The sequence below is a fragment of the Luteipulveratus mongoliensis genome, from assembly GCF_001190945.1.
GTDB classification, from domain to species: Bacteria; Actinomycetota; Actinomycetes; order Actinomycetales; family Dermatophilaceae; genus Luteipulveratus; species Luteipulveratus mongoliensis.
The window spans coordinates 4,068,019-4,093,917 of record NZ_CP011112.1; the positions used below are offsets into that span (position 1 = coordinate 4,068,019).

Annotated in this window: 29 protein-coding genes; 7 read left to right on the forward strand and 22 right to left on the reverse strand. The window is 68.9% G+C overall.

Annotated elements, in window-relative coordinates:
* Positions 1–12: 12 nt before the first annotated feature.
* From icmA to VV02_RS19285, 9 genes are all read right to left on the reverse strand, one after another.
* Positions 13–1,782: a coenzyme B12-dependent isobutyryl-CoA mutase large subunit gene (gene icmA / locus VV02_RS19245; RefSeq protein WP_052594156.1), complete on the reverse strand. Its 1,770-nt coding sequence runs from the start codon at positions 1,780–1,782 to the stop codon at positions 13–15.
* A gap of 49 nt (positions 1,783–1,831) precedes the next feature.
* A complete protein-coding gene (locus VV02_RS19250) occupies positions 1,832–2,149 on the reverse strand; it encodes a YqfO family protein (protein ID WP_052594158.1) in 318 nt (105 codons plus the stop codon).
* Positions 2,150–2,166: 17 nt separating this feature from the next.
* Positions 2,167–2,691 (reverse strand): MarR family winged helix-turn-helix transcriptional regulator, encoded by a 525-nt coding sequence (locus VV02_RS19255; RefSeq protein ID WP_052594159.1) that lies wholly within the window; start codon positions 2,689–2,691, stop codon positions 2,167–2,169.
* Between the two features lie 30 nt (positions 2,692–2,721).
* Entirely contained in the window at positions 2,722–3,261 is a 540-nt protein-coding gene (locus tag VV02_RS19260; protein ID WP_052594161.1) for a GNAT family N-acetyltransferase, read from the reverse strand.
* Between the two features lie 59 nt (positions 3,262–3,320).
* On the reverse strand, positions 3,321–3,632 hold the full coding sequence (locus tag VV02_RS19265) for a thiamine-binding protein (RefSeq protein WP_052594163.1): 312 nt from the start codon (positions 3,630–3,632) through the stop codon (positions 3,321–3,323).
* Positions 3,633–3,641: 9 nt separating this feature from the next.
* Complete coding sequence (locus VV02_RS19270; protein ID WP_052594165.1) at positions 3,642–5,342, reverse strand: NAD(P)/FAD-dependent oxidoreductase; 1,701 nt, start codon at positions 5,340–5,342, stop codon at positions 3,642–3,644.
* A 58-nt stretch (positions 5,343–5,400) separates the two neighbouring features.
* Positions 5,401–5,907, reverse strand: coding sequence for a hypothetical protein (locus VV02_RS19275; protein WP_052594168.1), 507 nt, complete (start codon positions 5,905–5,907; stop codon positions 5,401–5,403).
* Positions 5,908–5,983: 76 nt separating this feature from the next.
* Positions 5,984–6,940 carry a methylmalonyl Co-A mutase-associated GTPase MeaB gene (gene meaB, locus VV02_RS19280; RefSeq protein WP_052594171.1) on the reverse strand — a complete coding sequence of 319 codons (957 nt, stop codon included), beginning with the start codon at positions 6,938–6,940 and terminating at the stop codon, positions 5,984–5,986.
* A gap of 23 nt (positions 6,941–6,963) precedes the next feature.
* Positions 6,964–8,208 carry an acetyl-CoA C-acetyltransferase gene (locus VV02_RS19285; RefSeq protein ID WP_052594172.1) on the reverse strand — a complete coding sequence of 415 codons (1,245 nt, stop codon included), beginning with the start codon at positions 8,206–8,208 and terminating at the stop codon, positions 6,964–6,966.
* 146 nt (positions 8,209–8,354) lie between these two features.
* Between VV02_RS19285 and mce the strand changes: the two genes are divergently transcribed.
* Positions 8,355–8,807, forward strand: coding sequence for a methylmalonyl-CoA epimerase (mce, locus tag VV02_RS19290; protein WP_052597274.1), 453 nt, complete (start codon positions 8,355–8,357; stop codon positions 8,805–8,807).
* Between the two features lie 5 nt (positions 8,808–8,812).
* On the opposite strand, the gene VV02_RS19295 is transcribed toward mce, so the two are convergent.
* Positions 8,813–9,997, reverse strand: coding sequence for a Fic family protein (locus tag VV02_RS19295; protein ID WP_052597277.1), 1,185 nt, complete (start codon positions 9,995–9,997; stop codon positions 8,813–8,815).
* A 161-nt stretch (positions 9,998–10,158) separates the two neighbouring features.
* Between VV02_RS19295 and VV02_RS19300 the strand changes: the two genes are divergently transcribed.
* A complete protein-coding gene (locus VV02_RS19300) occupies positions 10,159–11,511 on the forward strand; it encodes an AI-2E family transporter (protein ID WP_245633135.1) in 1,353 nt (450 codons plus the stop codon).
* 20 nt (positions 11,512–11,531) lie between these two features.
* Here the strand turns inward: VV02_RS19300 and VV02_RS19305 are convergent, their stop codons facing one another.
* The 4 genes from VV02_RS19305 to VV02_RS19320 all read right to left on the reverse strand — a co-directional run bounded on the left by VV02_RS19305 (position 11,532) and on the right by VV02_RS19320 (position 14,807).
* On the reverse strand, positions 11,532–12,137 hold the full coding sequence (locus tag VV02_RS19305) for a mobile mystery protein B (RefSeq protein ID WP_052594177.1): 606 nt from the start codon (positions 12,135–12,137) through the stop codon (positions 11,532–11,534).
* Positions 12,137–12,604, reverse strand: a complete 468-nt coding sequence (locus tag VV02_RS19310; protein WP_052594180.1) for a mobile mystery protein A — start codon at positions 12,602–12,604, stop codon at positions 12,137–12,139. Before VV02_RS19310 ends, VV02_RS19305 begins: the two co-directional genes overlap by 1 nt.
* A 104-nt stretch (positions 12,605–12,708) precedes the next feature.
* Positions 12,709–13,983, reverse strand: coding sequence for a threonine ammonia-lyase IlvA (gene ilvA, locus VV02_RS19315; RefSeq protein WP_052594182.1), 1,275 nt, complete (start codon positions 13,981–13,983; stop codon positions 12,709–12,711).
* The gene (locus tag VV02_RS19320; RefSeq protein ID WP_425412282.1) at positions 13,980–14,807 is read right to left on the reverse strand and encodes an alpha/beta hydrolase; all 828 of its coding nucleotides are present in this window, start codon (positions 14,805–14,807) and stop codon (positions 13,980–13,982) included. The genes ilvA and VV02_RS19320 overlap by 4 nt, the downstream gene beginning before the upstream one ends.
* Here VV02_RS19320 and VV02_RS27410 point away from each other — a divergent pair.
* Positions 14,794–14,922 carry a hypothetical protein gene (locus VV02_RS27410; RefSeq protein WP_342667843.1) on the forward strand — a complete coding sequence of 43 codons (129 nt, stop codon included), beginning with the start codon at positions 14,794–14,796 and terminating at the stop codon, positions 14,920–14,922. The two genes, VV02_RS19320 and VV02_RS27410, sit on opposite strands and share 14 nt — an antisense overlap.
* Before the next feature lie 124 nt (positions 14,923–15,046).
* Here VV02_RS27410 and VV02_RS19330 read toward each other — a convergent pair whose 3' ends face one another.
* The gene (locus VV02_RS19330) at positions 15,047–16,747 is read right to left on the reverse strand and encodes a 3-hydroxyacyl-CoA dehydrogenase (protein WP_052594188.1); all 1,701 of its coding nucleotides are present in this window, start codon (positions 16,745–16,747) and stop codon (positions 15,047–15,049) included.
* 71 nt (positions 16,748–16,818) lie between these two features.
* Between VV02_RS19330 and nucS the strand changes: the two genes are divergently transcribed.
* Together nucS and VV02_RS19340 are read left to right on the forward strand one after the other, a co-directional pair.
* Positions 16,819–17,514: an endonuclease NucS gene (nucS, locus tag VV02_RS19335; protein WP_052594191.1), complete on the forward strand. Its 696-nt coding sequence runs from the start codon at positions 16,819–16,821 to the stop codon at positions 17,512–17,514.
* An 88-nt stretch (positions 17,515–17,602) separates the two neighbouring features.
* Entirely contained in the window at positions 17,603–19,138 is a 1,536-nt protein-coding gene (locus tag VV02_RS19340) for a gamma-glutamyltransferase (protein WP_052594193.1), read from the forward strand.
* Between the two features lie 64 nt (positions 19,139–19,202).
* Here VV02_RS19340 and VV02_RS19345 read toward each other — a convergent pair whose 3' ends face one another.
* Complete coding sequence (locus VV02_RS19345; RefSeq protein ID WP_245633136.1) at positions 19,203–19,565, reverse strand: STAS domain-containing protein; 363 nt, start codon at positions 19,563–19,565, stop codon at positions 19,203–19,205.
* 262 nt (positions 19,566–19,827) lie between these two features.
* On the opposite strand from VV02_RS19345, the gene VV02_RS19350 reads away from it, so the two are divergent.
* Positions 19,828–20,436 (forward strand): cob(I)yrinic acid a,c-diamide adenosyltransferase, encoded by a 609-nt coding sequence (locus VV02_RS19350; protein ID WP_052594196.1) that lies wholly within the window; start codon positions 19,828–19,830, stop codon positions 20,434–20,436.
* Between the two features lie 19 nt (positions 20,437–20,455).
* Here the strand turns inward: VV02_RS19350 and VV02_RS19355 are convergent, their stop codons facing one another.
* The 4 genes from VV02_RS19355 to VV02_RS19370 form a co-directional block, all read right to left on the reverse strand.
* Positions 20,456–20,881 (reverse strand): DUF2550 family protein, encoded by a 426-nt coding sequence (locus tag VV02_RS19355; protein WP_052594198.1) that lies wholly within the window; start codon positions 20,879–20,881, stop codon positions 20,456–20,458.
* A 15-nt stretch (positions 20,882–20,896) separates the two neighbouring features.
* A complete protein-coding gene (locus VV02_RS19360) occupies positions 20,897–21,169 on the reverse strand; it encodes a F0F1 ATP synthase subunit epsilon (protein WP_052594200.1) in 273 nt (90 codons plus the stop codon).
* Positions 21,170–21,305: 136 nt separating this feature from the next.
* A complete protein-coding gene (locus VV02_RS19365; protein WP_052594202.1) occupies positions 21,306–21,692 on the reverse strand; it encodes a LysM peptidoglycan-binding domain-containing protein in 387 nt (128 codons plus the stop codon).
* A gap of 129 nt (positions 21,693–21,821) precedes the next feature.
* Positions 21,822–22,487 carry a hypothetical protein gene (locus VV02_RS19370; RefSeq protein WP_052597281.1) on the reverse strand — a complete coding sequence of 222 codons (666 nt, stop codon included), beginning with the start codon at positions 22,485–22,487 and terminating at the stop codon, positions 21,822–21,824.
* Positions 22,488–22,557: 70 nt separating this feature from the next.
* Between VV02_RS19370 and VV02_RS19375 the strand changes: the two genes are divergently transcribed.
* Positions 22,558–23,343, forward strand: coding sequence for an MBL fold metallo-hydrolase (locus tag VV02_RS19375; protein WP_052594204.1), 786 nt, complete (start codon positions 22,558–22,560; stop codon positions 23,341–23,343).
* A 127-nt stretch (positions 23,344–23,470) separates the two neighbouring features.
* On the opposite strand, the gene atpD is transcribed toward VV02_RS19375, so the two are convergent.
* Both atpD and VV02_RS19385 read right to left on the reverse strand, forming a co-directional pair.
* Entirely contained in the window at positions 23,471–24,934 is a 1,464-nt protein-coding gene (atpD, locus tag VV02_RS19380; RefSeq protein WP_052594206.1) for a F0F1 ATP synthase subunit beta, read from the reverse strand.
* A 26-nt stretch (positions 24,935–24,960) separates the two neighbouring features.
* Positions 24,961–25,872 (reverse strand): F0F1 ATP synthase subunit gamma, encoded by a 912-nt coding sequence (locus tag VV02_RS19385; RefSeq protein WP_052594208.1) that lies wholly within the window; start codon positions 25,870–25,872, stop codon positions 24,961–24,963.
* Between the last annotated feature and the right edge of the window lie 27 nt (positions 25,873–25,899).

Sequence of the window (25,899 nt, forward strand, 5' to 3'; positions counted from 1 at the left end):
GCTCACCGGTCTCTAGAAGCGGGCCGGCTCGCGGTAGACGCCCCAGACGTCGCGCAGTGCGTTGCAGATCTCGCCCATGGTCGCCTCCGCGCGGACGGCCGCCAGCATCGGCTCGATCATGTTGCCCTCGCCGCGTGCAACGTCGCACATCGTGGCCAGCGCGGACTCGACGGCCGCATTGTCGCGACCGGCCTTGCGCTCGGCCAGGGCACGGACCTGCTCGGTCTCGACCTCGTGGCTGACCCGCATGATCTCCAGCTCGTCGGCCAGCGACTCGGTGTGCACGTTGACGCCGACGACCTTCTTGTCGCCCTTCTCGAGGGCCGTCTGATACTGGAAGGCGGCCTCGGCGATCTCGGACATGAACCAGCCGTCCTCGATGCCGCGCAGGATGCCCGCGGTGACCGGCCAGACATGGGCGTCCGTACGACCCTTGCCCGCCTCGACCTGCGCGGCGAGGCCCTCGGTGTCGGCCGACATGACCGTGCTGCCGCCCATCGTGAGAATCTTGTCGAAGATCTTCTCGGCCTCGGCCTCGATCTGGTCGGTGAGCGCCTCGATGTACCAGGAGCCACCGAGCGGGTCGGCGACGTTGACGACGCCGGTCTCCTCCATGAGGACCTGCTGGGTGCGCAGCGCGACCTCGGCGGACTGATCCGTCGGCAGCGCCAACGTCTCGTCGAGCGCGTTGGTGTGCAGCGAGTTGGTGCCACCGAGGACGGCGGCCAGCGCCTCGACGGCGGTGCGGACGACGTTGTTGACCGGCTGCTGCGCGGTCAGCGAGACGCCGGCAGTCTGGGTGTGGAAGCGCAGCCACTGCGCCTTGTCGGTCTTGGCGCCGTAGACGTCGCGCAGCCAGCGTGCCCAGATGCGGCGAGCCGCGCGGAACTTCGCGATCTCCTCGAAGAAGTCGAGGTGGCTGTCGAAGAAGAAGGACAGCCCAGGTGCGAACACGTCGACGTCCAGGCCCCGGGAGAGCCCGAGCTCGACGTACCCGAAACCGTCCGCGAGCGTGAACGCCAGCTCCTGCGCGGCCGTCGAGCCGGCCTCGCGGATGTGGTAGCCGGAGACCGAAAGTGGTTTGTACGCAGGGATTTTCGCCGAGGTGTACTCCATCAGGTCACCGATGAGGCGCAGGTGGGGCTCGGGTGAGAAGAGCCACTCCTTCTGGGCGATGTACTCCTTGAAGATGTCGGTCTGCAGGGTGCCGTTGAGCTTGGTGATGTCCGCGCCCTGGCGCTCGGCCGCGACGAGGTACATGCAGAAGGCCGGCACCGCAGGACCGGAGATCGTCATCGACGTGGTGACGTCCTCGAGCGGGATGTCCTTGAAGAGCGTCTCCATGTCAGCCGCGGAGTCGATTGCGACGCCACAGTGGCCGACCTCGCCGAGGCTCTTCGGGTCATCGGAGTCGTGACCCATCAGCGTCGGCATGTCGAAGGCGACCGAGAGGCCGCCACCGCCGCGCTTGAGGATCAGCTGGTAGCGCTCGTTGGTCTGAACCGCGTTGCCGAAGCCGGCGAACTGACGGATCGTCCACGTGCGGCCGCGGTAGCCCGTGGCGTAGAGCCCGCGGGTGAAGGGGTACTCCCCCGGCCAGCCGATGCGCTCGGGCACCTCGCCGTCGGTCGGACCGTACGCCGGCTCGACCTGCATGCCCGACAGGGTCGTGAAGTCGACATCGCGAACCTGGCCTTTGCTCTGAGCCGCGGCGAAGCGCTGCTCCCAGCGCGAGCGTCCGGTGGCGGTGGCCTGGGTGTCCTGCTCCGGCGTCGACGTCATGCGACCCAGGATACTAGGACGTCCTAGTACTTGTCGAAGCGGACGATCTTCAGGAGGTTTCGAGGAGGTGGTACGCCGGCTCCTCGTACGGGTGGGCCTCGCGCAGGGCGGCGACGACCTGCTGGCGTACGCCGCGGGGCAGCACCAGCTCGACCCGCTCCTCCTCGACCTGCTCGACCTCACCAACCGACCCGATGGTCGGGTTGGCTCCGCGCAGCGGCCGGAACTGCCCCGTCCCTCTGACTCGGAAGGCGCACTTGTCGTAGTCGCCGATCGCGCCGGCGCCGGCTGCGAAGACCGCCTCCAGGACGCTGTCGGCTGCATCGACGGGGACGTAGAAGACCAGGACATCGAGCGGGCCAGGCATACGAGTTCCTTTTATTTTCAGGTGGTTTCGTCGGTGAAGTCGCCTCGCCCGACCCGCAACGTGTGCATGAGCCCGAACAGCTGCTCGTGCTCCTGCGCGTCCAGCGATGCCAAGCCGAACTCGATCTCGTGCAGCGCCGCCGTCGCCTGCTCCATGACGCCACGCCCCTCGTCGGTGATGCGGGCGAGCGCGCCGCGACCGTCACGTGGGTTGGGGAGCCGCTCGACGAGCCCCTGTGCCACCAGCCGCTGCACGATGTTGGTCGCGCTCGTTGGGTGGATCATCAGCCGCTCGCCGACCTTGCTCATCGGCAGGCCGTCGGCACGGCTGAACGTCAGCAGCACCAGCGCTTCATAGCGGGCGAAGGTCAGCCCGAACGGTGCAACCGCGGCGTCGAGCGTCGCGAGAAGGATCTGCTGCACCCGCATGATGGAGGTCGCCGAGGCCATGGCGTCGTACGGCGCATCGTCGCCCCAGCGTGCGCGCCACTGCTCCGCGGCACGCACGATCGGGTCGAACGGCAACGGCGACGGGTTGCTCATCTGCGCCAACCTAGTGCGAGCCCTCGGACGCTAGGCGCGCACCATGCGTACCTCTGCCGCCCCGCTCGCGTCGTGCGACGAGCGGCCACCGTCGGTCTCGAAGCCGTACTTGCGGTAGAAGCTCTGCGCCCGACCGTTGTCCTCGACCACCCAGAGGTACGCCGACCGGTCGCCGAGCGTGGCGGCCAGCAGCTGCCCGGCCGCCCCCGTGCCGTGGAACTCGCGCAGCACGTTGAGTGCCCAGAGCTCGATCGGCAGCGGAGCATCGTCGTCCCTGGCGGGTGCGACCGTGGCAAACCCGGCGAGTCGCCCGGTCTCGCGATCTGTCGCGAGCCGGGTGACCTTGCCGAGCTGCTCCGCGGTGCCTTCGGCTTCCTCCGCGGCGATCTTGGTCCAGATGGCTTCTCGGTCGGCCGGGTTGAGCGCGGCGAGGTAGTCGGCGGGCATCGAGTCGGCGTACGCCTCCCGCCAGACCTGCACGTGCAGGCGACCCATCTCAGGTGCGTCGTCCAGCCGGGGCGCGCGGACGTCGTACAGCCGAAAGTCCTTCTCCTGGTTGCCTGAACTCATTCCCGCGCCTCCTCCTCCGGTCTCGGTCGCAGGCTCCCGCGAGCCGGCATCGTCGGCGCTCATAACTCGAGCTCGGACAGGTGCGCCTCCACCCGCTGGACCTTGGCGTCGAGCTGGCCGGTGAAGCCTGGCCGGAGGTCAGCCTTGAGCACGAGGCTCACCCGCGGGCTGTGCCGGCCGACGACCTCGCAGGCTTCCTTGATGACCGGCATCACCTCGTCCCACTCACCCTCGATGGTGGTGAACATCGAGTCGGTGCGATGGGGCAGGCCCGAGTCACGGACGACCTTGATCGCCTCCGCGACGACGGCGCTGACCGAGCCGTCGTCGGAGCTTGTGGTGGACGGAGCGACGGAGAACGCGAAGAGCATGGCCCCAACCTAGGCCGACGGCACCACCACTGGAACGGGGGCCGACTCGTCCAGGTAGGTGTGCACGAGGGGTACGACCGCGGCGCCCTCTCCGGACGCCGACGCCACCCGCTTCATCGAGCCAGAGCGGACGTCACCCGCCGCAAAGACTCCAGGAACGGTCGTGGCGAGGGCTTCCGGGGGTACGTCGCCACCCCACTGGTCCTGTGGCACGTCGCGACCGGTGCGGACGAACCCGCGCTCGTCGAGCGCCACGGTGTCCGGGATCCAGTCGACGCAGGGTTTGGCGCCCAGGAGCAGGAACAGGCCGCCCGCGTGCACCTTGGTGATCTCGCCGCCCACGCCCTTGAGCTTCAGCCACTCCAGCCGGGTGCCACCGCCGCCGTCGACGACCTCGGTCTGCGGGCGTACGACGATGCGCGAGTTGCCCTCGATCTCACGGATCAGGTAGTCCGACATCGTCTCGGTCAGGGAGTCCCGGCGGATCAGGATGGACACCGATCGAGCAAAGCGCGACAGGTGGATGGCCGCCTGGCCGGCCGAGTTGCCGCCGCCGACCACGAACACGTCGGTGCCGGCGCAGTCGCGCGCGGCGCTCATGGCCGCTCCGTAGTTGACGCCGAGCCCCACGAGGTCCTCGATCGCAGGGACGCCCAGCCGCCGGTAGGACACTCCGGACGCGATGACGATCGTGCGGGCCCGAATCGTGAAGCCCTCGAGCTGGATCAGGTGCGGCGCCCCGTCGACGCCGGGGACGACACTGGTCACTGGTCGCGCGGCAAAGAATCGAGCCCCGAAACGCGACGCCTGGAAGCGCGCCCGCTGCGCCAGCCGCATCCCCGAGATGCCGCGCGGGAAGCCGAGGTAGTTGCGGATCATCGAGCTGGTGCCGGCCTGACCACCGATGGCCTCGGAGTCCAGGACAACGGTCGCGAGCCCCTCGGAGGCGCCGTAGACCGCTGCAGCGAGACCGGCCGGGCCGGCGCCCACCACGGCCAGGTCGGCGACGTAGTCCTCACCAAGAGCGTCCGGGTCGCCGAACATCACCCGACCGAGCTTGCCGATCGAGGGCCGCGAGATCGGGTCGTGGTCGAACGCCGCGACGAGCGGCAGGTCGGTCGGGCGTCCCGCCGAGACCGCTCGGGCGAGCACCTCCTTGGCCGCCGGGCTGGCCGACGGGTAGACCCGCGTCGGCACGCCCATCCGGTCGAGGAAGTCGCGCATCGCGTTGAGCTCGGAGGTCTCCTGGTCGGACACGATCCGTACGACGTCGACCACCGGTCCCCCGGTCGTCCAGCCCCAGTCCGACAGGGACTCGGTGATCGCGGTGTGGAACTCCTCGTCGCGTGCCCCGCGCGGGATGACCAGGGAGACGTCGAGCCGGCCGGTGGTCTGTGCCTGCTGGATCTCCTCCTTGGCCGTGGCCCAGTCCTCCCAGGCCGTCAGCAGCAGCCGCTTCGCGGTCGGGATCAGCGCGTGCAAGCAGTCGATCGTGACCAGACCCTGCGCGTCGGGCAGCGACCGCTCGACCGCAATCAGTGCGACCGGTACGTCACGGGACTGCATACTCGAGGCGGCCGCCACCGCCTCACCGAGCCCGCCGGCCACGACCACGTCATAGTCGCGGGCGTACCGGCTGTTCACCTCGTCGACGACCTCATCACGATGGTCACTGGTCACCAAGAGGATGGCCGGCGTTGCTGGCTTCATGAGACGAGCCTAGACCGACGAAAACTCGCCCGCGCCGGGCTTGTCGGGGACTGTGGGCTCAGCGCTCGGGCCATGGCCACGGGATGCTCATCGACTCCCCGATCCCCACGGTCTCCCAGCGCGCCGCCACGACATCCAGTGCAGGCAAGCAGCCTTGGGTGTCCTCTTCGGAGACGTCGGCCCGGCGCGCGCCATCGGCGAACCAGGCCGGCTCAGGCTTGCCGAGTCGTACGGTGCACCATCGCGCAAACATCACGGCCGCCAGCTGCTCGGATCGTCCAATGTCCTGGCCGCTCAAGGCATTTCGTCGTTCGGTCTGCTTCCGCCACCGCTTCGTCGTCGGTGCGTCCAGCGGGTGGAACGTGCCAGCATCGCCACCGGCCGCGACCTGGCCGTACACACCGTCACGCAGCCCCCAGTGCTGCTCGACCATGAAATGCACCATGTCGTGGGGCAGGTGAGCGTCGTACCCCGGGGCCGGACTCATGATGAGGTCCTCGGCCCGCTCACGTCGGACCTCGACGGCATAACGACGCTCGCCGGTGCGGCGGAAGGTGACCTCCATATCGATCGAGCGTAAGGAGGCCCGTGACGCATCGCGAGTCGTTTTTGTCGCTGCCCACCCGCCAGGTCGAGCGGTTCTACAACGAGCTGACGAGCCGGTCCGCTGCGGCGTAGGGGTCGAGCGTGCCGTCGACGACCTGGCCGGCGAGCTCTTGCAGGCCCTGCCCAGCGTGCACGTCGCCGATGCGCTCCCGCAGCGTACGGACGGCGATCGCCTCGACCTCACCCGCGGCCCGGCGTACGCGTCGCTCGCGCAGCTCTCCGCCCTCCATCCAGGACAGGTGCTTGTCGAGAGCCTCCATCAGCTCATCGATGCCCTCGCTGCGCTCGGCCACAGTCTTGAGAACCGGTGGCCGCCACAGTCCGGGCTCGCTGCGGTCGCCGAGCGAGATCATGCCGCGCAAGTCGCGCACCGTGATGTCGGCACCATCGCGGTCGGCCTTGTTGACCACGAAGACGTCGCCGATCTCGAGGATGCCGGCTTTGGCCGCCTGTACGCCGTCCCCCATTCCCGGGGCGAGGAGGACGAGCGTGGTGTCGGCGAGGCCAGCGACCTCGACCTCGCTCTGGCCGACACCGACCGTCTCGACGATGACGACGTCACAGCCGGCGCCGTCGAGCACGCGCAGCGCCTGGGGCGTTGCCCACGACAGCCCGCCGAGGTGACCTCGGCTGGCCATCGAGCGTACGTAGACCTCGGGGTCGAGCGCGTGCTCGGACAACCGGATCCGGTCACCGAGCAGCGCACCGCCGGAGAACGGCGAGCTCGGGTCGACCGCCAGCACGCCGACGCGGGCACCTCGCTCGCGGAACGCCGCGACGACCGCGCTCGTGGTCGTCGACTTGCCGACACCGGGCGAGCCCGTGATGCCGATGACCCGGGCGCGACCGGTGTGCGGCGCGAGTGCCTGCATGACGTCGCGCAGCTTCGGGTCAGCGTTCTCGACCAGTGTGATGAGCCGCGCCACGGCTCGCGGCGAGCCCTCCCGGGCAGCGGCTACCAAGGCAGGTACGTCGACCTGTCGTCGCGACATGCTCCTGAGGGCCGGTGTCGTGCTCAGCGCGGCTCGGACAGCGAGTGGTTGCTGTCCAGGTCGATGGACTTCGGCACCCGGACGATCAACGCGTCACCCTGACCGCCGCCACCGCACAGAGCGGCAGCGCCGACACCGCCGCCGCGGCGCTTGAGCTCAAGAGCCAGGTGCAGTGCGATCCGCGCACCGGACATGCCGATCGGGTGGCCGAGCGCGATCGCGCCGCCGTTGACGTTGACCCGGTCCGCGTCGACACCGAGCTGCTTGGTGGAGGCGAGGCCGACGGCCGCGAACGCCTCGTTGATCTCGATCACGTCGAGATCGGTCGGCGCGATGCCTTCCTTCTCGCACGCCTTCGAGATCGCGTTGGCCGGCTGGGCCTGCAGCGTGGAGTCCGGACCGGCCACGACGCCGTGCGCACCGATCTCGGCGAGCCACGTGAGACCGAGCTCGTCGGCCTTGGCCTTGGTCATGACCACGACCGCTGCCGCTCCGTCGGAGATCTGCGAGGCCGTACCTGCCGTGATGGTGCCGTCCTTGCGGAACGCCGGACGCAGCTTGGACAGCGACTCGGTGGTCGTGTCTGCGCGGATGCCCTCGTCCTCACGGAACTCGATCGGGTCGCCCTTGCGCTGCGGGATGCTGACCGTGACGACCTCGTCGTCGAAGATGCCGTCCTTCCAGCCCTTCGCAGCGTTCTGGTGGCTACGCGCGGCGAACGCGTCCTGCTCCTCGCGCGTGAACTCCTGGTCGGCAACGTTGGCGTCCTCGGTGAGGTTGCCCATCGCCTGGTCGGTGAACGCATCCCACAGGCCGTCGTACGCCATGTGGTCCTGCATCGTCACGTCGCCGTACTTGAAGCCGGTGCGGCTCTTCGGGAGCAGGTGCGGAGCCTGGCTCATCGACTCCTGACCACCGGCGACGACGACGTCGTACTCACCGGCACGGATCAGCTGGGCGGCGAGCGCGATCGCGTCGACACCGGAGAGGCACACCTTGTTGATGGTCAGCGAGGGCACAGTCATCGGGATGCCGCCCTTGGCAGCGGCCTGGCGAGCGGGGATCTGACCGGCACCGGCCGTCAGGACCTGGCCCATGATCACGTAGTCGACCTGCTCGCCCGTGACGCCGGCCTTCTCGAGGGCGCCCTTGATGGCGAGCCCGCCGAGGTCGGCGGCGGAGAAGTCCTTGAGGGAGCCGAGCAGGCGACCCATCGGCGTACGGGCGCCTGCGACCAGGACGGGGGTGCGGTCAGTGGACTCGGTCATCGGAACAGGCCTCCAGCAACGGTGATGGGGTGCGGCGAGACGGCTTGTGGCCGCATCGACCCCGTCCACTTTAGTCTTGCCGCATGAGCGACGACGATGCCGGATCACGGGAGCCTGCGACCGAGACCGGAGGAGGAGTCGCGCGAATGGATTCAGGAACCGAGCTGCCCACGCACCTGTTCGAGGCCATCGACCACGTCGGGGTGGCGGTACCCGACCTGGATGTCGCCATCGAGTTCTACGAGCGGACCTTCGGCATGACGCTCGCGCACGAGGAGACCAACGAGGACCAAGGCGTCCGTGAAGCGATGATGCAGGTCGGCGACCGTACGCCGGGTGCGGCCCAGGTGCAGCTGCTCGCCCCCTCCACGCCGGAGTCCACCATCGCCAAGTTCCTGGACCGCTCCGGCCCGGGCATCCAGCAGGTCGCCTACCGGGTGGGTGATGTCGAGGCTGTCGCCGCGACGTTGCGTGAGCGCGGGCTGCGGGTGCTGTACGACGCCCCGCGCCGTGGCACCGGAGGCAGCCGGGTCAACTTCGTCCACCCCAAGGACGCGGGCGGCGTGCTCGTCGAGCTGGTCGAGCCGGCGCGGGCGTAGCCGGCCTAACGCTGACGGCGGCCGGCGTACTCCGCGTAGCGGTCCAGCGCGGCCAGCACCTCGGGCGCCCTGAACAAGATGGTGCGCCCCTGATGGTGATTGCTCGCCACCAGGACGTCGGCGCTGACCAGAGCGCGGAGGTGACGGTGGACGTTCTTCTCATCGACCCCGAGCAGCCGGGCCGCCGTGCGCGCGTCGAGCACCGGGTGGGCCGGCAGCTGGTCCAGCAGCCGCCACACGGCTGAGTCGGACCGCACCGTGAGCCGCGTACGCCAGGTGTCGACGAGCGCACGCAGCTCCTCGGCCAGCAGCGTGCCGTTGCGAACGGCGTGCAGAGCGGCGTCCGCGAAGACCCGCACGATCGGCTCGACCCGTCCCTGCCGGTAGGCCGTCAGCGCGGCGATGTAGCGCTCCTTGTCCGCGAGCAGACCGCCAGAGATCGGGATGGTGACCGACCGCGTCAGCTCCTTGTGCCTCAGGAAGGCGTGCACCAGCGCGCGCCCCGTCCGGCCGTTGCCGTCCGCGAACGGGTGCAGCGTCTCGAACTGCGCGTGCGCGATCGCCGCCTGCGCCAGCACGGGAAGGTCGGTCCGCCGCATGAAAGCGACCAGGTCGCGCACCCCGGCCTCGATGCGGGTGTGGTGCGGCGCAACGAAGTCGGCGTCCAACGGCGTCGAGGCCGCGCCGCCGATCCACACCGGCTCGTCACGCCAGCCCACCATCTCGGGGTCGTGGTCCTCCAGGAGCGCGGCCTGCATCAGCCCAATCGCCTGCGCGTCCAAGCGGTCGGCCAGCTCGAGGGCGGCCTCCATGGCCTTGACGTTGGCGGCGACCACACGAGCGTTGGTCGAGCCAGCACCGGTGACCCCGGCCTCGGCCACCGCGCGCGCCGACGCGGTGAGCTGCTCGATCTGCGATGACGAGGCCGACTCGGAGCGCAGGAGGATCGCGGTCAGTACGCCGTACTCCCCCGGGCCTGCCGCGTCGAACCGTGCCATCGCGGCCGACGCGTCCTCCGCGTGCGCCAGCACGTCGGAGTCGACGACCAGGGGCTGCTCAGCGATCTCGGGCGGGACGGCCGAGCGGTACCGGCGGCCCACCATGGCGCGCTCGCGAGCGGTGTAACCCCAGTCTCCTCCGGGGTCCCACACCTGCTTCTCCCACTTCAGCGCGGGCCACTTGCTCGCCATCGTCACAGCGTACGCCGTCGGTGTCACTTATGCTCTTAAGTGACACTTGTCCGGATCTCGCGTGTCAGCAAGCGGCGCCGTCGCAACGGCTTCGACCGCTCGACACGTCGCTGCCACCCCGGCTTCACGGGTGCGGCGTGCACCCAGTGCAGAATGCCTGGGTGAAGCCACTGCCCCGCCCACGACTGCCGCGGCTCCCACGACGCCGGCAGGACCGGACGCCCTATCGTCCGGGCGATGCGATGCGCCAGTGGCGGGCGTTCCAGGAACAGCAGCGCGACGCCCTGAAGGCCAGCAACCGCTTCGAGTCCGACGACGCCAAAACGCCCACGCCGCAAGCTGATTCGCCGACCGGCGCCACACCGGCACCGATCGCGGAGCAGAAGGCGACCGACGACGTACGAGATGCGGGGCCCCGCCCGGACGAGCCGACCGCCGAAGGGGTCGAGACGGCGTACGGCTTCGTCGGCAAACCGATCAACCGCGCCTCCCCGATCTACATCGGGTTCATGGGCGCCATCGGCGTCGCGCTCGCCTACGGCCTCGTCCACCTGATCACCCGGCTGAGCACCACCCTCACGGTGCTCCTGGTCGCGTTCTTCCTGACGCTCGCGCTCAACCCGATCGTCGAGTCGTTGACCCGGCGTGGACTGCGCCGCTCGTGGGCCGTTGGCGTGGTGTGCCTCGGGCTGGTGGCGGTCTTCGCGCTGCTCGCCCTGCTCGTCGTTCCGCCCCTCGTCGACGAGACGACCCAGCTCGGCAACAACGCCCCCAAGATCGTGGACGACTTCCTCGCCCAGCAGTGGGTCAAGGACCTCGATCAGGACTACGACGTCAGCGCCAAGATCCAGGAGCAGGTCCAGAAGCGGGTCACCGACGGAGCCTTCGTCAGTCAGGTGTTCGGCGGCGTGCTCGGCGCCGGCAAGGTGGTCGCAAGCGGCCTCTTCCAGGCGTTCACGATCCTGATCCTGACGCTGTACTTCCTCGCCTCCTTCCCTCGCGTGAAGCAGGGGGCGTACGCCATGGTGCCGGCCTCCCGTCGGCCGCGCTTCATCTCGCTGAGCGAGGAGATCATGCGTCGGACCGGTTCGTACGCCATCGGCCAGGTCCTCGTCGCGACCTTCAACGCCGGCTGCAGCTGGATCATGATGACGATCCTGGGCATCCCGTACGCCGCGGTGCTGGCTGTCGTGGTCGGCTTCCTCGGGCTGATCCCGATGGTGGGCGCCACGCTGGGCGCGGTCCTCGTGGCCATCGTCGCGTTCTTCGTGGAGCCGCAGAAGGCGATCATCGTCGCGATCTATTACCTCATCTATCAGCAGCTCGAGAACTACGTCATCGTGCCGCGGATCATGCAGCGCACCGTCTCCGTGCCCGGTGCGGTGACGGTCGTCGCGGCCCTCGCCGGAGGCACGCTGCTCGGGGTCCTCGGTGCACTGCTCGCCATTCCGGTCGCGGCCGGTCTGCTGCTCCTCTACGAAGAGGTGCTGGTGCCCCGACAGGCGCACCACTAGTCCGGCGAGTCCGGTGCCGCCTAGGACCGCGCGAACGCCACCAGGTCATCGAGGTCGTCAGGGTGGGCGTCGGCCCGCTTCAGGGCGGCCAGGTAGGCCGCCCTGTCCGGGCTCACCTCCTGCAGGTCGGTGCCGGCACCCCAGGAGAAGAGCGGACGCCCCACCGACCGAGTCAGGACGTCGGTGAAGGTGCGGGCATGGCGGCCGTTGCCATTGACGAACGGGTGGATCTGCACGAGCCGGTGATGCACCTTGCACAACGCCACGTCCGGAGCGATCCAGCCGACGTCGGGCGCCAACCAGAAGCGAGCATCCGCGACGAGGTCACGGACGGCCCCGGGTACCTGCCACGGGTCGACGCCGATGTTGAGCTCGATGGTGCGGTAGGCGCCGGCCCATGCCCACACCTGGTCGAACATCCGCCGATGAAGGCGGCGCACGAAGGTGTCGTCCAGAACCTGGTCCAGGCGCAGCGGCCTGCCTCTCATCACCGTCGTACGCCCAGCCGCGATGTTGGCCTGCTCGGCGAGGTTGAGGTCGTCGCGCGTGGCGACCCAGTCGGCCAGCAGAGCGCGGCGGTCCTCGGCGGACAGAGGCGTCGCGCCCTCCGGCTCGGGGCCGAACATCAGTCCTGGTCGCGCCAGAGGTCCCGCGCTGCGACGAGCTCGCGCGCCCGCTCCTCCCGCATCCGGGCACGTTCGTCCGCTGGGACGGACTGGTCCTCGAGGGCCATCGTGGTGTGGACCCGACTCAGCTCCTGGTCCGCGACCTGCATGGCCCTGGTCTCGACGAACTCGACCAGCGAGGCGCGCGGGACGAAGGCGTAGACGAGGTCACAGCCCATGGCATCGGCGGCGCGGGTCAGCGTGTCCAGGCGGACGACGCCGGCCCGCTCGCTGGCCTCGAGCTTGCGGACGGCCACGGGAGTGACCTCAAGGCGACGCGCGAGGTCCGTGGTGGACATGCCCAGAGCGGAGCGGATCGCGCGGACCCACCCACCCGCCGGGCGCGCCAGCGCAGCACGAGCAGGCGGCTCATGCAGCGGAGCGACGCGCTGGTCGACCGCTCGGCGGATGACCTGTGTGTTCGTCACCTCGGGGTCTCCCTTCAGCGATGCTGATAGATACCTCTAGGTTACGTCTGAACCGTCACTATGACAACCTCGAGGTTTCCATACCAGAGAGAGGCGCAACCGGCTCAGACGAGGAAGCGGGACACCGGGCTACCCGGAGGAAGCCGCTCAATACGCAGCGGTCCGGCGTCCATCCGCCGGATCAGCGCGTCGAGGTCGCGCGGCGAGCCGAGCTCGATACCGACCAGCGCAGGGCCGGTCTCACGGTTGCTGCGCTTGACGTACTCGAAGAGCGTGATGTCGTCATCCGGCCCGAGCACCTCGTCCAGGAAGTGGCGCAGCGCGCCCGGCTCCTGCGGGAAGTCGACCAGGAAGTAGTGCTTGCGCCCCTCGTGCACCAGCGCCCGTTCGACGACCTCGGCGTACCGGCTGACGTCGTTGTTGCCGCCCGAGAGCATGCAGACCACCACGGACCCGGCCGGGATGCCGAGATCGGAGGACAGCGCAGCGGTCGCGAGCGCGCCTGCCGGCTCGGCGATGATGCCGTCCTCCTGGTAGAGGTCGAGCATCTCGACGCAGACCTGTCCCTCGGGGATGGTCGCGACCTGCGGCGCCTCCTGACGGATCAGGTCGAAGGTCAGGTCACCGACCCGGCCAACCGCTGCGCCGTCGACGAACGGGTCGACCTCGCCGAGGTCGACGGGATGGCCGGCCGTCATGGCCGCGGTGAGGCTGGGTGCGCCCTCCGGCTCGACGCCGATGACGCGTACGCCGGCGTGCCGGTCCCGCAGCCACGCGAGGCTGCCGGCCAGCAGACCACCGCCACCGACCGGCACGACGAGCACGTCGGGGACCTTGCCGAGCTGCGCGACCATCTCGCGCACCGCGGTCCCCTGCCCCGCGATCACGTCGGGCGCATCGAACGGTGGCACTAGCGTCCGTCCGCTCGTGCGCGCATACGCCAACGACGCCGACGAGCTCTGGTCGAAGTAGTCGCCCTCGATCACGATGTCGACCGAGTCGCCGCCGATGGCGGCCACCCGCTCGCGCTTCTGCCGTGGCGTGGTGCGCGGCAGATAGATACGAGCGTGTACGCCGAGGGCGGCACACGCGAACGCCACACCCTGGGCGTGGTTGCCGGCACTCGCACAGACCACACCGGCCGCCGCGTCCTCCTCGGACAGTCGTGAGATGAGGTTGAAGGCGCCACGCAGCTTGTAGGACCGCACGGGTTGCAGGTCCTCGCGCTTGAGCCACACCTCGCAGCCGGTCGCTCGGGACAGGCGGTCGTTGCGCTGGGTCGGCGTTGGTGCGATGGCGGCAGCGATCCGCGCCGCGGCGTCGTCCACCTGGTCGGCCGTCACCGTGGGGGCCGGTGCGGGTGCGACGTGGCTGCTCATGATGCCTCTCCGGTCACGAGGCCGGCGTCGACGTCGGTCGGCAACGGTCCTCGGTCGGGTACGACGACGCGCACGATCTCATCGAGCGCTCGGCGTACATAGGTCTCCCCGACCCAAAGGTGCTTGGCACCATCGATGCCGATGACCTGCGCCTGCGGGATCGCCGCAAAACGTTGCTCGGCCTCGGCCGGACGAAGGTAGTCGTCGAACTCAGGCACGAGGCAGATCACCGGTTTGCCCGAGTCTGCCCAAGCCGCAAGGTGATCGGGCTGGGAGAAGCGTAGCGGAGGACTCAGCAGGATCAGGCCCTCGATGGACGGGTCCAGGCCGTGCATGAGCGCGAGGTCAGTGCCGAAGGACCAGCCCACCAACCAGCGGCGCGGCAGAGCCGGAGCCTCATGGAACTCGGCGTACTCGATGGCGGCCGCGACGTCGTACCGCTCGGCATCGCCGTTGTCGAAGACGCCTTCCGACGTGCCGCGCGGCGAGGACGTCCCGCGGGTGTTGAACCGCAGCACGGCGAGGTCGGCCAGCGCGGACAGGCGGTAGGAAGCCTTCTTGAAGACATGGCTGTCCATGAAGCCGCCGTGCGTCGGCAACGGGTGCAGGGTGACCAGCGTGGCGACCGGGTCGCGCTCCGCCGGCAGCGCGAGCTCACCGACCAGGGTGAGACCGTCGGCCGTCTCGAGCTCGATGTCCTCCCGCCGGGCCGCAAGGATGGTGTTCGATCGGATCTCGGTCACGTGGGTGTCATCTCCAGGAGCCCTGCGGCGGACGACGGTCGCGGGCCGACCAGCACGTGGTGTGCCAGTGGCGACGATCATTCACGTCGCCGAGCCCGTCTGCAGGCCAGACCACGACGTGGGCAGTCCGGGCCGACAGCTGCTGCTGGCAGCCGGGGCAGACGTACGACCGGTCCTCAGCGCTGCCCCGGAGTGACCGAACGACCCAGCGGCCCCCGGCGTAGGACTCGGTCCTGGAGCCGCCGCCCATGATCCGCGAGACATCGCCGCGCGACTCGTCGCGGCGGGGGCGGTTGCGCCGGGGCACGGACCGGACCTGCTCAGCCCAGGAAAGGACGGTCGATCGCCGCGTGCTCGACCAGGAGCGGAGCGGGTGTGAGAGCAGGCTCGCCGGTCTCGTCCTGCATCTGCGCCAGTCCGGCCGCCACCTCGTCGGCGCCGATCGCGTCGATCAGCGCGAACGGACCCTTGGGGTAGCCGCAGCCCGCGGTCATGGCTGTGTCGATGTCGACGGCGCTGGCGTAGCCCGAGTCGAGCATCCGGACGGCGTCGTTGAGGTGCGGGTAGAGCAGTGCGTCGACCACGAGGCCCGCCCGATCACGCGCGACCAAGGTGACGAAACCGGCCGCGTCGAAGGTGGCCTGGACGCCGCGGACGGCCACATCGGGCGTGTCCAACGGACGGGCGACCTCGAGCAGCTGGCCGGACCGCGTCGGCACGTGCAGTCGTACGGGCACGACCTGCACCTCGGGATCGAGGTAGCCGCTGAGTGCCCAGGTGCTCGCCTCATCGGTGGGTACGACCACGGTGCGTGAGTCGAGCGTCTCGGCGACGGCGCCGAACCAGGCCGCCGGTGCCGCACCGTGGCAGCACTCGCAGGTGGTCGCATCGGCAGGATCCGCACCCTCAGCGATCATGCAGTTGCCGCCACCGCAGTCCTCGCAGTCGGCCTCAGGTCCACCGACCAGGACGACGAGCGGGAGGCCCGCGAGCCCGGAGAGGTCGGCCGACGGGTCGTCGACCGCGGTGACCTGGGCACCGGACTCCGTCAGCTTGGCGGCTAGCTCGGTGGCCAGGCCGCCCGTCCCGACGACGCCGACGGTCTTGCTCGCGACCGCAGCGTGCTCGGCCGCCGGAGGCGCGTCGGTGACCGTGCCGGAGCCGGCCTTCTCATAGGTGTAGAAGCCGCTGCCGGTCTTGCGACCCAGCCGGCCCGCCATCACCATCTGCTGCAGCAGCGCGGGCGGAGCCGCGGACGGCTCGTGGGTGGCGGCGTACAGGACGTCGCACACCTCCTTGACGACATCGAGGCCGATGAGGTCGGACAGCGTGAGCGGTCCCATCGGCAGGCCGATGCCGACGCGGCCCGCGTTGTCCAGGTCCTCGCGGCTGACGTGACCGGTCTCGTAGACGCGAATGGCGCGAGCGAGGTAGGTGATCAGCAGCGCGTTGGCGACGAAGCCGGCGCGGTCGCCGACGACGACGGGCTTCTTGCCGAGCTTTTCGGCCAGGGAGCGGACGGACTCAGTGACCTCGTCGTCGGTGAGGAGCGTGGTGATGACCTCGACCAGGGCGAGGACGGGCGCCGGGTTGAAGAAGTGCATCCCGATGACGCGCTGCGGGTGCTGGGTGGCGGCGGCGATCTCGGTGAGCGACAGGCTGGAGGTGTTGGAGGCCAGGATGGCGTCCTCGCGGACGATGCCGTCGAGCTTGCCGAAGATGTCGTGCTTGATCTCGAGGCGCTCGGGCACAGCCTCGATCACCAGGTCTGCGTCCTTGAGGTCGCTCAGCTGGTCGGTCCAGGTGACCCGACCCAGGACTGCGGCCTGGTCCTCCTCGCTCAGCCGGCCCTTCTTGACCGCGCGACCCGTGGACGCCTCGAGGAAGCCGCGACCGCGCTCGGCGAGCTCCGGAGTGCCGTCGACCCCGATGACCGTCAGCCCGGCCTTGGCGAACACCTCGACGATGCCGGCACCCATCGTGCCGAGCCCGATAACTCCCACAGTGCTGATCTCACGCATGCCGCGCAGTCTCCCAGACCACGAGGTCCCGGTCGTACGCCGGCCACCGGCTGGGCCGTAGGCTGCGGCGGGTGCGCGTCGTCATTGCCCGCTGCTCCGTCGACTACGAAGGTCGGCTGCAGGCCCACCTCCCCCTCGCCACCCGGCTCCTGATGGTCAAGGCCGACGGGTCGGTACTCGTCCACAGCGACGGTGGCTCCTACAAACCGCTCAATTGGATGTCCCCACCGTGCTCCATGGCGGAGGTCGAGCCGACCGAGGACGAGACCGACGAGGGCGTCGTCGGCTGCTGGGTCGTCCAGCACGCCAAGTCCGAGGACCGGCTGCGGGTCCGCCTGCATGAGGTGCTGCACGACTCCTCGCACGACCTGGGTGTCGACCCCGGGCTGGTCAAGGACGGCGTCGAGGCGCAGCTGCAAGCCTTGCTGGCCGAGCACATCCACACCCTCGGCGAGGGCTACTCGCTCATCCGCCGCGAGTACATGACCGCCATCGGACCGGTCGACATCATGTGCCGCGATGCTGGCGGGCAGACCGTGGCGGTGGAGCTCAAGCGACGCGGCGACATCGACGGTGTCGAGCAGCTGACCCGCTATCTCGAGCTGCTCAACCGCGACCCGCACCTGGCACCGGTGACCGGCGTCTTCGCCGCCCAGCTGATCAAGCCCCAGGCCCGCGTACTGGCCGAGGACCGCGGGATCCGCTGCGTGACTCTCGACTACGAAGCCCTCAAGGGCATGGACGACGCGGACTCCCGCCTCTTCTGACCGCGGGCATCCCAACACAAATTGACTTGGGCTACACGCATGCGTGTAGCCCAAGTCAATTTGTGTTGGGGGGTGCAGAATCACGGCTATGCCGGACCGATCCGTACGACGCACAGCAGTCGCTGCACCCAACGCGCTCGCGGCGCAGGCCGGGGTCGACGTCGTACAGCTCGGCGGCACGGCGGTCGATGCGGCACTCGCGGCGATGGCCGCGACCTTCGTCAGCGAGCCCGGCATCGTCAGCGCTCTCGGTGGTGCGTTCATCGCCATCTGGCCGACCGATGGCGATCCGGTCGTCGTGGACGGCAACGTCGAGATGCCCGGGCGGGGGCTCCCGAAGGAGCGTTTCGGGCAGGGCGTCCGTGAGGTGTGGCTGGACTACGCGGGCGGGATGACCGTGCACGCCGGAGCCGGATCCGTAGCAACACCAGGTGCATTCGCGGCTATGGACCTCGCTCACCAGCACTACGGACAGGCGGCGTGGGCCGACGTCATCGCACCGGCGGTGCACCTTGCTCGTCGCGGATTCCGGGTGGGCTCCGCGTCGGGCAGCTATCTCCAGCAGGTCGGCGGCGGTCTGTTCACCTTCGACCCGGAGACACGTGCTCAGATGATCGGGTCCGACGGCCAACCCCTGGGTCCCGGCGATGACATGACGACCGAGCGGCTGGCCGAGTCCCTGGAGCAGGTCGCCGCCGAGGGCGCCAAGGTGCTGTACGCCGGGGAGCTGGGTCAGCGGGTCGCCGACCACGTGCAGGCCGAAGGCGGCCTGCTCACGCGAGCCGACCTCACGGCGTACGCCGCAGTGATCCGTCCCGCGACGGTCTCCCGGCTGGGTGGCTGGCAGATCGCCAGCAACCCTCCGCCTTCGATCGGTGGTCCGGTGCTGACCGCCATGCTGCGGCTGCTCGGGGAGGAGTCGCCGAGCCCCGAGCAGATCCTGAACGTGCAGCGGCAGGTCCTGACCTACCGGCGCGACCGCCTGGACACCGCCCCGGACCTCGAGGAGGCGGGCCGAGAGCTGCTCGAGGCGCTCTCCGCTCTCCGCCTGACCGGCCTGCCGACCTCGCAGCACACCGCCCATGTCTCCGCAGTCGACTCCGACGGGCTGGCCTGCGCGATCACGGCATCGGCCGGGTACTCGTCGGGGGTGACGGTGCCGGGCACCGGTCTGCTGCTCAACAACTGCCTCGGCGAACCCGAGCTCAACCGGCGTGGCCTGCACGCCCTCGACCCAGGCACCCGACTCGCGTCCAACATGGCGCCCACGACCGCGCGGCACGGCGACGGCAGCACCCTGGCGATCGGCAGCCCTGGAGCGGACCGCATCACGACAGCGCTGCAGCAGGTGCTCGCCCAGTACGCCGTCGTCGGGCGCTCCCTGCAGGAGGCCATCGATCACCCCCGGCTGCACGTCCGCGTCCTGGAGGGTGACCAGATCCACGTCGAGCACGAGCCCGACCCCCAGATCGAGGTGGTGCTCGCTCGGCGGGACCTGCCGGCGACCGCGCACGAGGCGTCGTCGATGTACTTCGGCGGTGTGGGTGCCGCTCACGCGAGCGCGCATGGCGAGCTCAGTGCGGCGGCCGACCCACGACGCGCGGCTGCGACCGCAGTGGGCTGAGGACCACACGACGAAGCCCCCGGAGTGATCCGGGGGCTTCGTCGTGGTGTTGCGGAGTACCGACTCAGGCGGGCATCGGCGCGATGCCCGGGTCCTGATGGCTGCCGGCAATCACGCGGTTGAGCTTGGTGGCGCGCAGCAACCGCTCGAGCCGCGGTGACGCATCGGCGATGACGAGTCTGCGGCCCGCACGGCGTGCACGGTGGTGGGCTCCGACGATGACTCCGAGCCCAGTGGCGTCACCGACCTCCGCATCCCCCAGGTGCAGCACCAGATCACCCACGCCCGCGTCGATCGCCCGGCCCAGCACCGTCCGCACGTCGGCGACGGAGTGAACTCCAAGTACACCGGTGATCCCGAGCTCGTTGCCCGGGACAACTTCGGTGACGTCTGCCGACTCTGACTCACGCTGCACCGGTCGCGCCACGTCATCCACCCTTCGTCGTCCTCGAGCAGTCCGCTCATTCCATTGACGCACGTGGCCCCCACCGAGGTTGGGAGCGAAATGATCACGATGAGGTCACGGCGTGTAACGCATCGGGCCACCGTAGCGATAAGACTTGCTTGTCGCGAAGCGGTCCGCCTGTACCTGATCAGCAAATCTCCGAGCAGTCAGCGCACTTGACCAACTCTTGGCCGGATCTTGGGGCTGGACGCGTGACCGTGACCGGCTCTGAGACGATCTGCTCATGGTCAATCTGACGCGCATCTACACCCGCACCGGCGACGACGGGACGACCACGCTCGGCGACTTCAGCCGGACGAGCAAGACCGACCCTCGCCTCGTGGCGTACGCCGACACCGACGAGGCCAACAGCGCCATCGGCGTCGCGCTGGCCTGTGGTGACCTGCCCGAGGACGTACGTCAGGTCCTCACGCGGGTGCAGAACGACCTGTTCGATGTGGGCGCCGACCTGTGCAACCCCCTGGTCGCTGATCCCGAGCACCCACCGCTGCGGGTGCTGCAGCCGTGGATCGAAGAGCTCGAGCGCGCGTGCGATCACTACAACGAGCAGCTCGAGCCGCTGCGATCGTTCATCCTCCCCGGAGGCACGCCGGGCGCGGCGCACCTGCACGTGGCACGCACGGTCGTACGGCGGGCCGAGCGGTCTGCGTGGGAGGCGGTGGAGGCCTACGGCGATGTCGAGGGAGCAGCCGGATCAGCGCGCGGTAGTGGTGGCGTCAACCTGCTGACGGCGAAGTACCTCAACCGGCTGTCAGATCTGCTCTTCATCCTGGCGCGAGTGGCCAACCTGGCCGATGGGGACGTCCAGTGGACGCCCGGTGGTGAGCGGTAGAGCTCGAAACCCGTTGCGGTCAGGCGACGTTGGCGTTGAGCCCGGGCGGAGAGGACTCGGCCCAGGATCGCAGCGCGGTGTAGTCCGCCGATGACAGGGCGATGGTGAAGTCGCGGTCGCCCGACGTGCAGTTCACGGAGACGGGATCGGCCATCGCGACCGGCCGGCCGTGCCCGATCGGCTTCGGCGCACCGAGATCGATATCGCCACGGATCCAGCGCGCTCGGGGCCGGACCGTCACGCCGATGAGGGGGAACCAAGCCACCTCAGAGGCCGTGACGCGGGCCAGACCCAACGTCCAGCCAGAGCCCTTCTGGCGGGCCATGAGCATCATCGGCCCACCACGAGAGATCGCGCGGCGGCGCAGCACGAGGGCAAGACAGATCAGGACCAGCAGGACCAGCAGGCCTGCCAGGATCTCGCCGGTGAGCCGCACCTCCGCCACACGAGACCCCTTGGCTCAGGCCGTCAGAGAGGACGCGTCGACCGTCTCGGACACCAGCGTCACGCGGTCGTGGTCGACGGACAGGAATCCACCGTCAACAGTGACCGTCTTGCGCTCGCCCTCCAGAGGGTCGATGTGGACCTCGCCGTCGACCAGCACGGACAGGATCGGCGTGTGCCCGGGGAGAATCCCCAGCTCACCCTCCACCGTGCGAGCGAAGACGCGGCTGGCCTCGCCTTCCCAGACCTTGCGGTCGGCGGCAACGAGCTCGACGGTCAGCTGACTCACTATGTCCTCCGGGGCAGTCGTACGGTTTACACCATCGTAACGGTCAGTTGAACCGTCATTGACCCGCATGGCAGATGTCGCCAGGGACGCCCGCCGTTGACCACGGCAGGCGCCCCTGGGGCCATGCGTTCGCGGGTCAGCCCGGGATCTTGAAGACCTGACCGGGGAAGATCAGGTCCGGGTTCTCGATGTTGTTGAGCTCCGCGATCTTCTTCCAGCTGACACCGAAGTGCTGCCCGATCTCGCTGAGGGTGTCGCCCTTCTTCACGGTGTACGTCTTCGCGGCCGGGGCAGCGTGCGCCTCGGTCTTGTGCGCGGCCGGCTCCGTCTTGTGGGACGCCTGCTCCACGGGAGGGGCGGGGGCCGGGGCCTTCTTCGCCTCGGACTCCTGGCGCGCCTGCTCGACCTCAGCAGCCTTCTCGTCGGCCTGCGCCTTGGTCTTGGCCTCGTCCTGCGCCTTCCGGGCCTTCTCCGCCTCGTCTCCGAGTCCGAGGTTTTCCTTGATGTCGTCCAGCAGCCCCATTGTGGGCTCCTCTCGCAAATGCCGAACAGCCTCATGAAGGCCGTTGCCGCAGACGTGCGGCGTGATGAGCAGCAACCTACTGTCAGGGACGGTCATCGGTGGTGAACGCCACTCGACCCTCGTCACGGTTCACCCGGTGTTCGCTCCCCCAGGTCGCGGCACCAACGTGCCGGCTGTCCCACCGAGCTCTGCGACGAGGCGCGTGGCGACGTAACGCGCGTTGGCATGCAGGACGTCCATGGGGACCCGCGGAAGATTTTCCTCCCACTCCAGCAGCGGTGAGCCGCGGAACTGCAGGATGCGCGTGGGCCGCCCGAAGAAGAAGAGGTGCAGGTGGGCGCCGCCGTCGCCGTACTTCGCCAGCTGCGCACGGCCGACGCTCGGCAAGGACTCCATCGACGAGGCGATCCCTGTGATGAGCGTGCCCATCTCGGCCGCGAGCTCGGGCGGCAGCGTCGGGAGGTCGTAGTGCTGCTGAGTGCCGAGCAGCAGCATGATCGGCAGGCCGGTGTCGACGCCCAGGTCGAGCTTCCAGCGCTCGTTGCTCCACACCCGACGTTCGACATCGATCGACGGCGGCTGTGCGCACCAGCACTCCGCCGGATCCTCACCGCTCCTGGGTGGCTCATAGTCTGCAAGCGGTCGAATTGGCTTGAGCCGCAACGATTCCAGCTCATAGGGATAGATATCCCAGCCGGGCATCTCCTCGACGGCTACCGATAAGCGCCCCTCGGCATCGGCTGCGGAGGCAATGCGTGCGTAGTACTCCTCGATGCTCTCCGGCTCAGTTCTCACGATTCGCAAGTATGCCGACAGAAAGGGTGCTAAGGCGGTCTCGTGAGTCGCCTCATCTACGGTGATTCTCATGTCAGCTCTCGCGCCCGTTGCGGACGGCGTTCTGGTAGCCATCCACGAGTTCTGTACGACGACCACGACGGTCGTCCTGGACGCCTCGGACGGCTGCCTCGTGATCGATCCAGCGGTGCGTCCGGACGAGATCGATCACGTGGCCGACCAGCTCCGCGCGCTCGGTCGCGGAGTCGTCGCCGGGTTCGCCACGCATCCGCACTGGGACCATCTGCTGTGGCGTCCGAGCCTCGGCGATGCCCCGCGCTACGCCACCGCTGCGGCGGCCCGCACGGCGCGAAATCGACTGTCCAGCAACGAGATCAAGGCGCGAGCCGCCGTCGAGGACATCGACGTCAGCGGCCTCGCCAGGGTGACCGACCTGGCGCCCGACGCCTCCGAGATCCCCTGGGCTGGTCCCCGTGCCGTGATCGTCGAGCATCGTGGACATGCGCCCGGGCATGCCGCCCTGCTGCTGCCCGACGTCGGCGTCCTGGTCGCGGGCGACATGCTGTCCGACATCGAGGTGCCGCTGCTGGACCTGGACTCTCCCGACCCTGTCGCGGACTACCGCGCTGCCCTGGACACCTTCGAAAGCCTTCTGGACCGCGTGCACATCGTGGTGCCGGGCCATGGCTCAGTGGGCGACGGGTCGGACCTGCGAAGCCGTCTCGAGGCCGACCGCCGGTATCTGGAAGACCTTGTACACCAACGAGACTCAGCGGACGCCCGCCTGCTCGCAGGACCGGACTGGCTGCGCCGTGAGCACGAGGACGCACAAGCCTGGGTCGGCACCCACACCTGATGCCGGCTACGACTGGCGAGTGCCGAGACCATGTCTCGAACTACGCAAGCGGACGGCCGCGAACAGACGCAGGAACCCCCGCACGACGGAGTCGGGCGGGGGTTCCGGAGGAGGCGAGCCAGAAGGACTACAGGTTCTTCTGAATCTCAGCCCACTGACGCTCGACGTCGTCGAGGCCACCACACATGAAGAACGCCTGCTCGGCGACGTGGTCGTACTCGCCGTCGGCAATCTTGGTGAAGCCCTCGATGGTGTCGTGCAGCGACACGGTCGAACCCTCGATGCCGGTGAACTGCTTGGCCACGTAGGTGTTCTGGGACAGGAAGCGCTGGATACGACGAGCGCGGTTGACGAGGATCTTGTCCTCTTCGGAGAGCTCGTCGATACCAAGGATCGCGATGATGTCCTGGAGCTCCTTGTTGCGCTGCAGGATCTGCTTGATCCGGACCGCCGTGTCGTAGTGGTCCTTCTCGATGTAGCGCGGGTCCAGGATGCGCGACGTAGACGTCAGCGGGTCGACGGCGGGGTAGATACCCATCGACGCGATCTCACGCGAGAGCTCGGTCGTGGCGTCCAGGTGGGCGAACGTCGTGGCCGGAGCCGGGTCGGTGTAGTCGTCGGCCGGCACGTAGATCGCCTGCATCGAGGTGATCGAGTGACCACGCGTGGACGTGATGCGCTCCTGCAGGATGCCCATCTCGTCGGCCAGCGTCGGCTGGTAACCCACGGCCGAAGGCATGCGGCCCAGCAGGGTCGAGACCTCCGAGCCGGCCTGGGTGAACCGGAAGATGTTGTCGATGAACAGCAGCACGTCCTGGTTCTTGACGTCCCGGAAGTACTCGGCCATCGTCAGCGCCGACAGGGCCACGCGCAGACGCGTGCCCGGCGGCTCGTCCATCTGGCCGAAGACGAGTGCGGTCTGTCCGAGGACGCCCGCCTCCTCCATCTCGACCATCAGGTCGTTGCCCTCACGGGTGCGCTCACCGACACCGGCGAACACCGACACACCACCGTGGTCCTTGGCGACTCGGGCGATCATCTCCTGGATGAGCACCGTCTTGCCGACGCCGGCACCGCCGAACAGGCCGATCTTGCCGCCCTGGACGTAGGGCGTCAGCAGGTCGATGACCTTGATGCCGGTCTCGAACATCTGGGTCTTGGACTCCAGCTGGTCGAACGCCGGCGCCTTGCGGTGGATACCCCAGCGCTCGGTGACCTCGAGCGTCTCGCCCTCTTCGAGGTTGAGGCAGTCACCGGTCGCGTTGAAGACCTTGCCGAGCGTCACGTCGCCGACCGGCACCGTGATGGGGCCGCCGGTGTCCTGAACCTGCGAGCCACGGACGACGCCGTCCGTCGGCTGCAGCGAGATGGCGCGCACCATGTTGTCGCCGATGTGCTGGGCGACCTCGAGGTTGAGGTTCTTCTTCTCCCCGCCGAGGTCGACCTCGGTGGTGAGCAGGTTGTACATCTCGGGGATGGTGTCGATCGAGAACTCGATGTCGACGACCGGGCCGATCACCCGCGCGATACGACCGACGCCACCGGGGGTCTTCTCGGTGCTCGCCTGATCTGGCGTGGCAACAGTGGTCATGATGATTCCTTTACTCCCTGTGGCGTTCAGCTGGCGTCCGCGAGTGCGCTGGCGCCGCCAACGATCTCGCTGATCTCTTGGGTGATCTCCGCCTGACGCGCCTGGTTGGCCAGTCGCGTGTAGGTCTTGATCAGCTCTTCGGCGTTGTCCGTCGCGGACTTCATGGCGCGCTGGCGGGCAGCCAGCTCAGAGGCCGCGGCCTGCAGCAGCGCGTTGAAGATCCGGGAGGTGACGTACTTCGGCAGAAGCGCGTCCAGGACCTGCTCCGGGCTCGGCTCGAACTCGTAGAGCGGTGTCGGCCCGTCGGGGTTGCCGTCGCCATCGGCGTCGGCCTCACCCTCCACGACCTCCAGGGGCAGCAGGCGCAGGTCCTGCGGCTCCTGGGTCACCATCGAGACGAACTTGGTGTAGACGACGTGAACCTCATCGACACCACCCTCCTCGGAACCGCGGGTGAACTCATCGACCAGTCGCTGGCCGATCTCCCGCGCGGTCTCGAAGTCGGGCTTGTCCGAGAACCCGGTCCACTCCGCGGCGTACTCACGACGACGGAACTTGTAGTAGCTCACGGCCTTGCGACCAGCCAAGAAGGGCACGACTTCCTTGCCCTCGTTGGTGAGTCGCTCGATCAGCTCGCCGCTCTTCTTGATCGCATTGACCGAGTACGCCCCGGCCAGTCCGCGGTCGGACGTCACGATGAGCACCGCGGCGCGCTTGGGGTTCTCGCGCTCGGTGGTCAGCGGGTGAGCAGTGTCCGAGTGCGACGCCACGGCGGAGCAGGCCCGCGTGATGGCGATGGCGTACGGCGTGGACTCCTTCACGTACTGCCGTGCCTTCACCACGCGCGATGCTGCAATGAGCTCCATCGCCCGGGTGATCTTCTTCATCGACTGGACAGACTTGGTGCGCTGCCGGTAGACGCGCATCTGCGCTCCCATGCGGCCCTCCTTCTCGTCTTCTCGGCG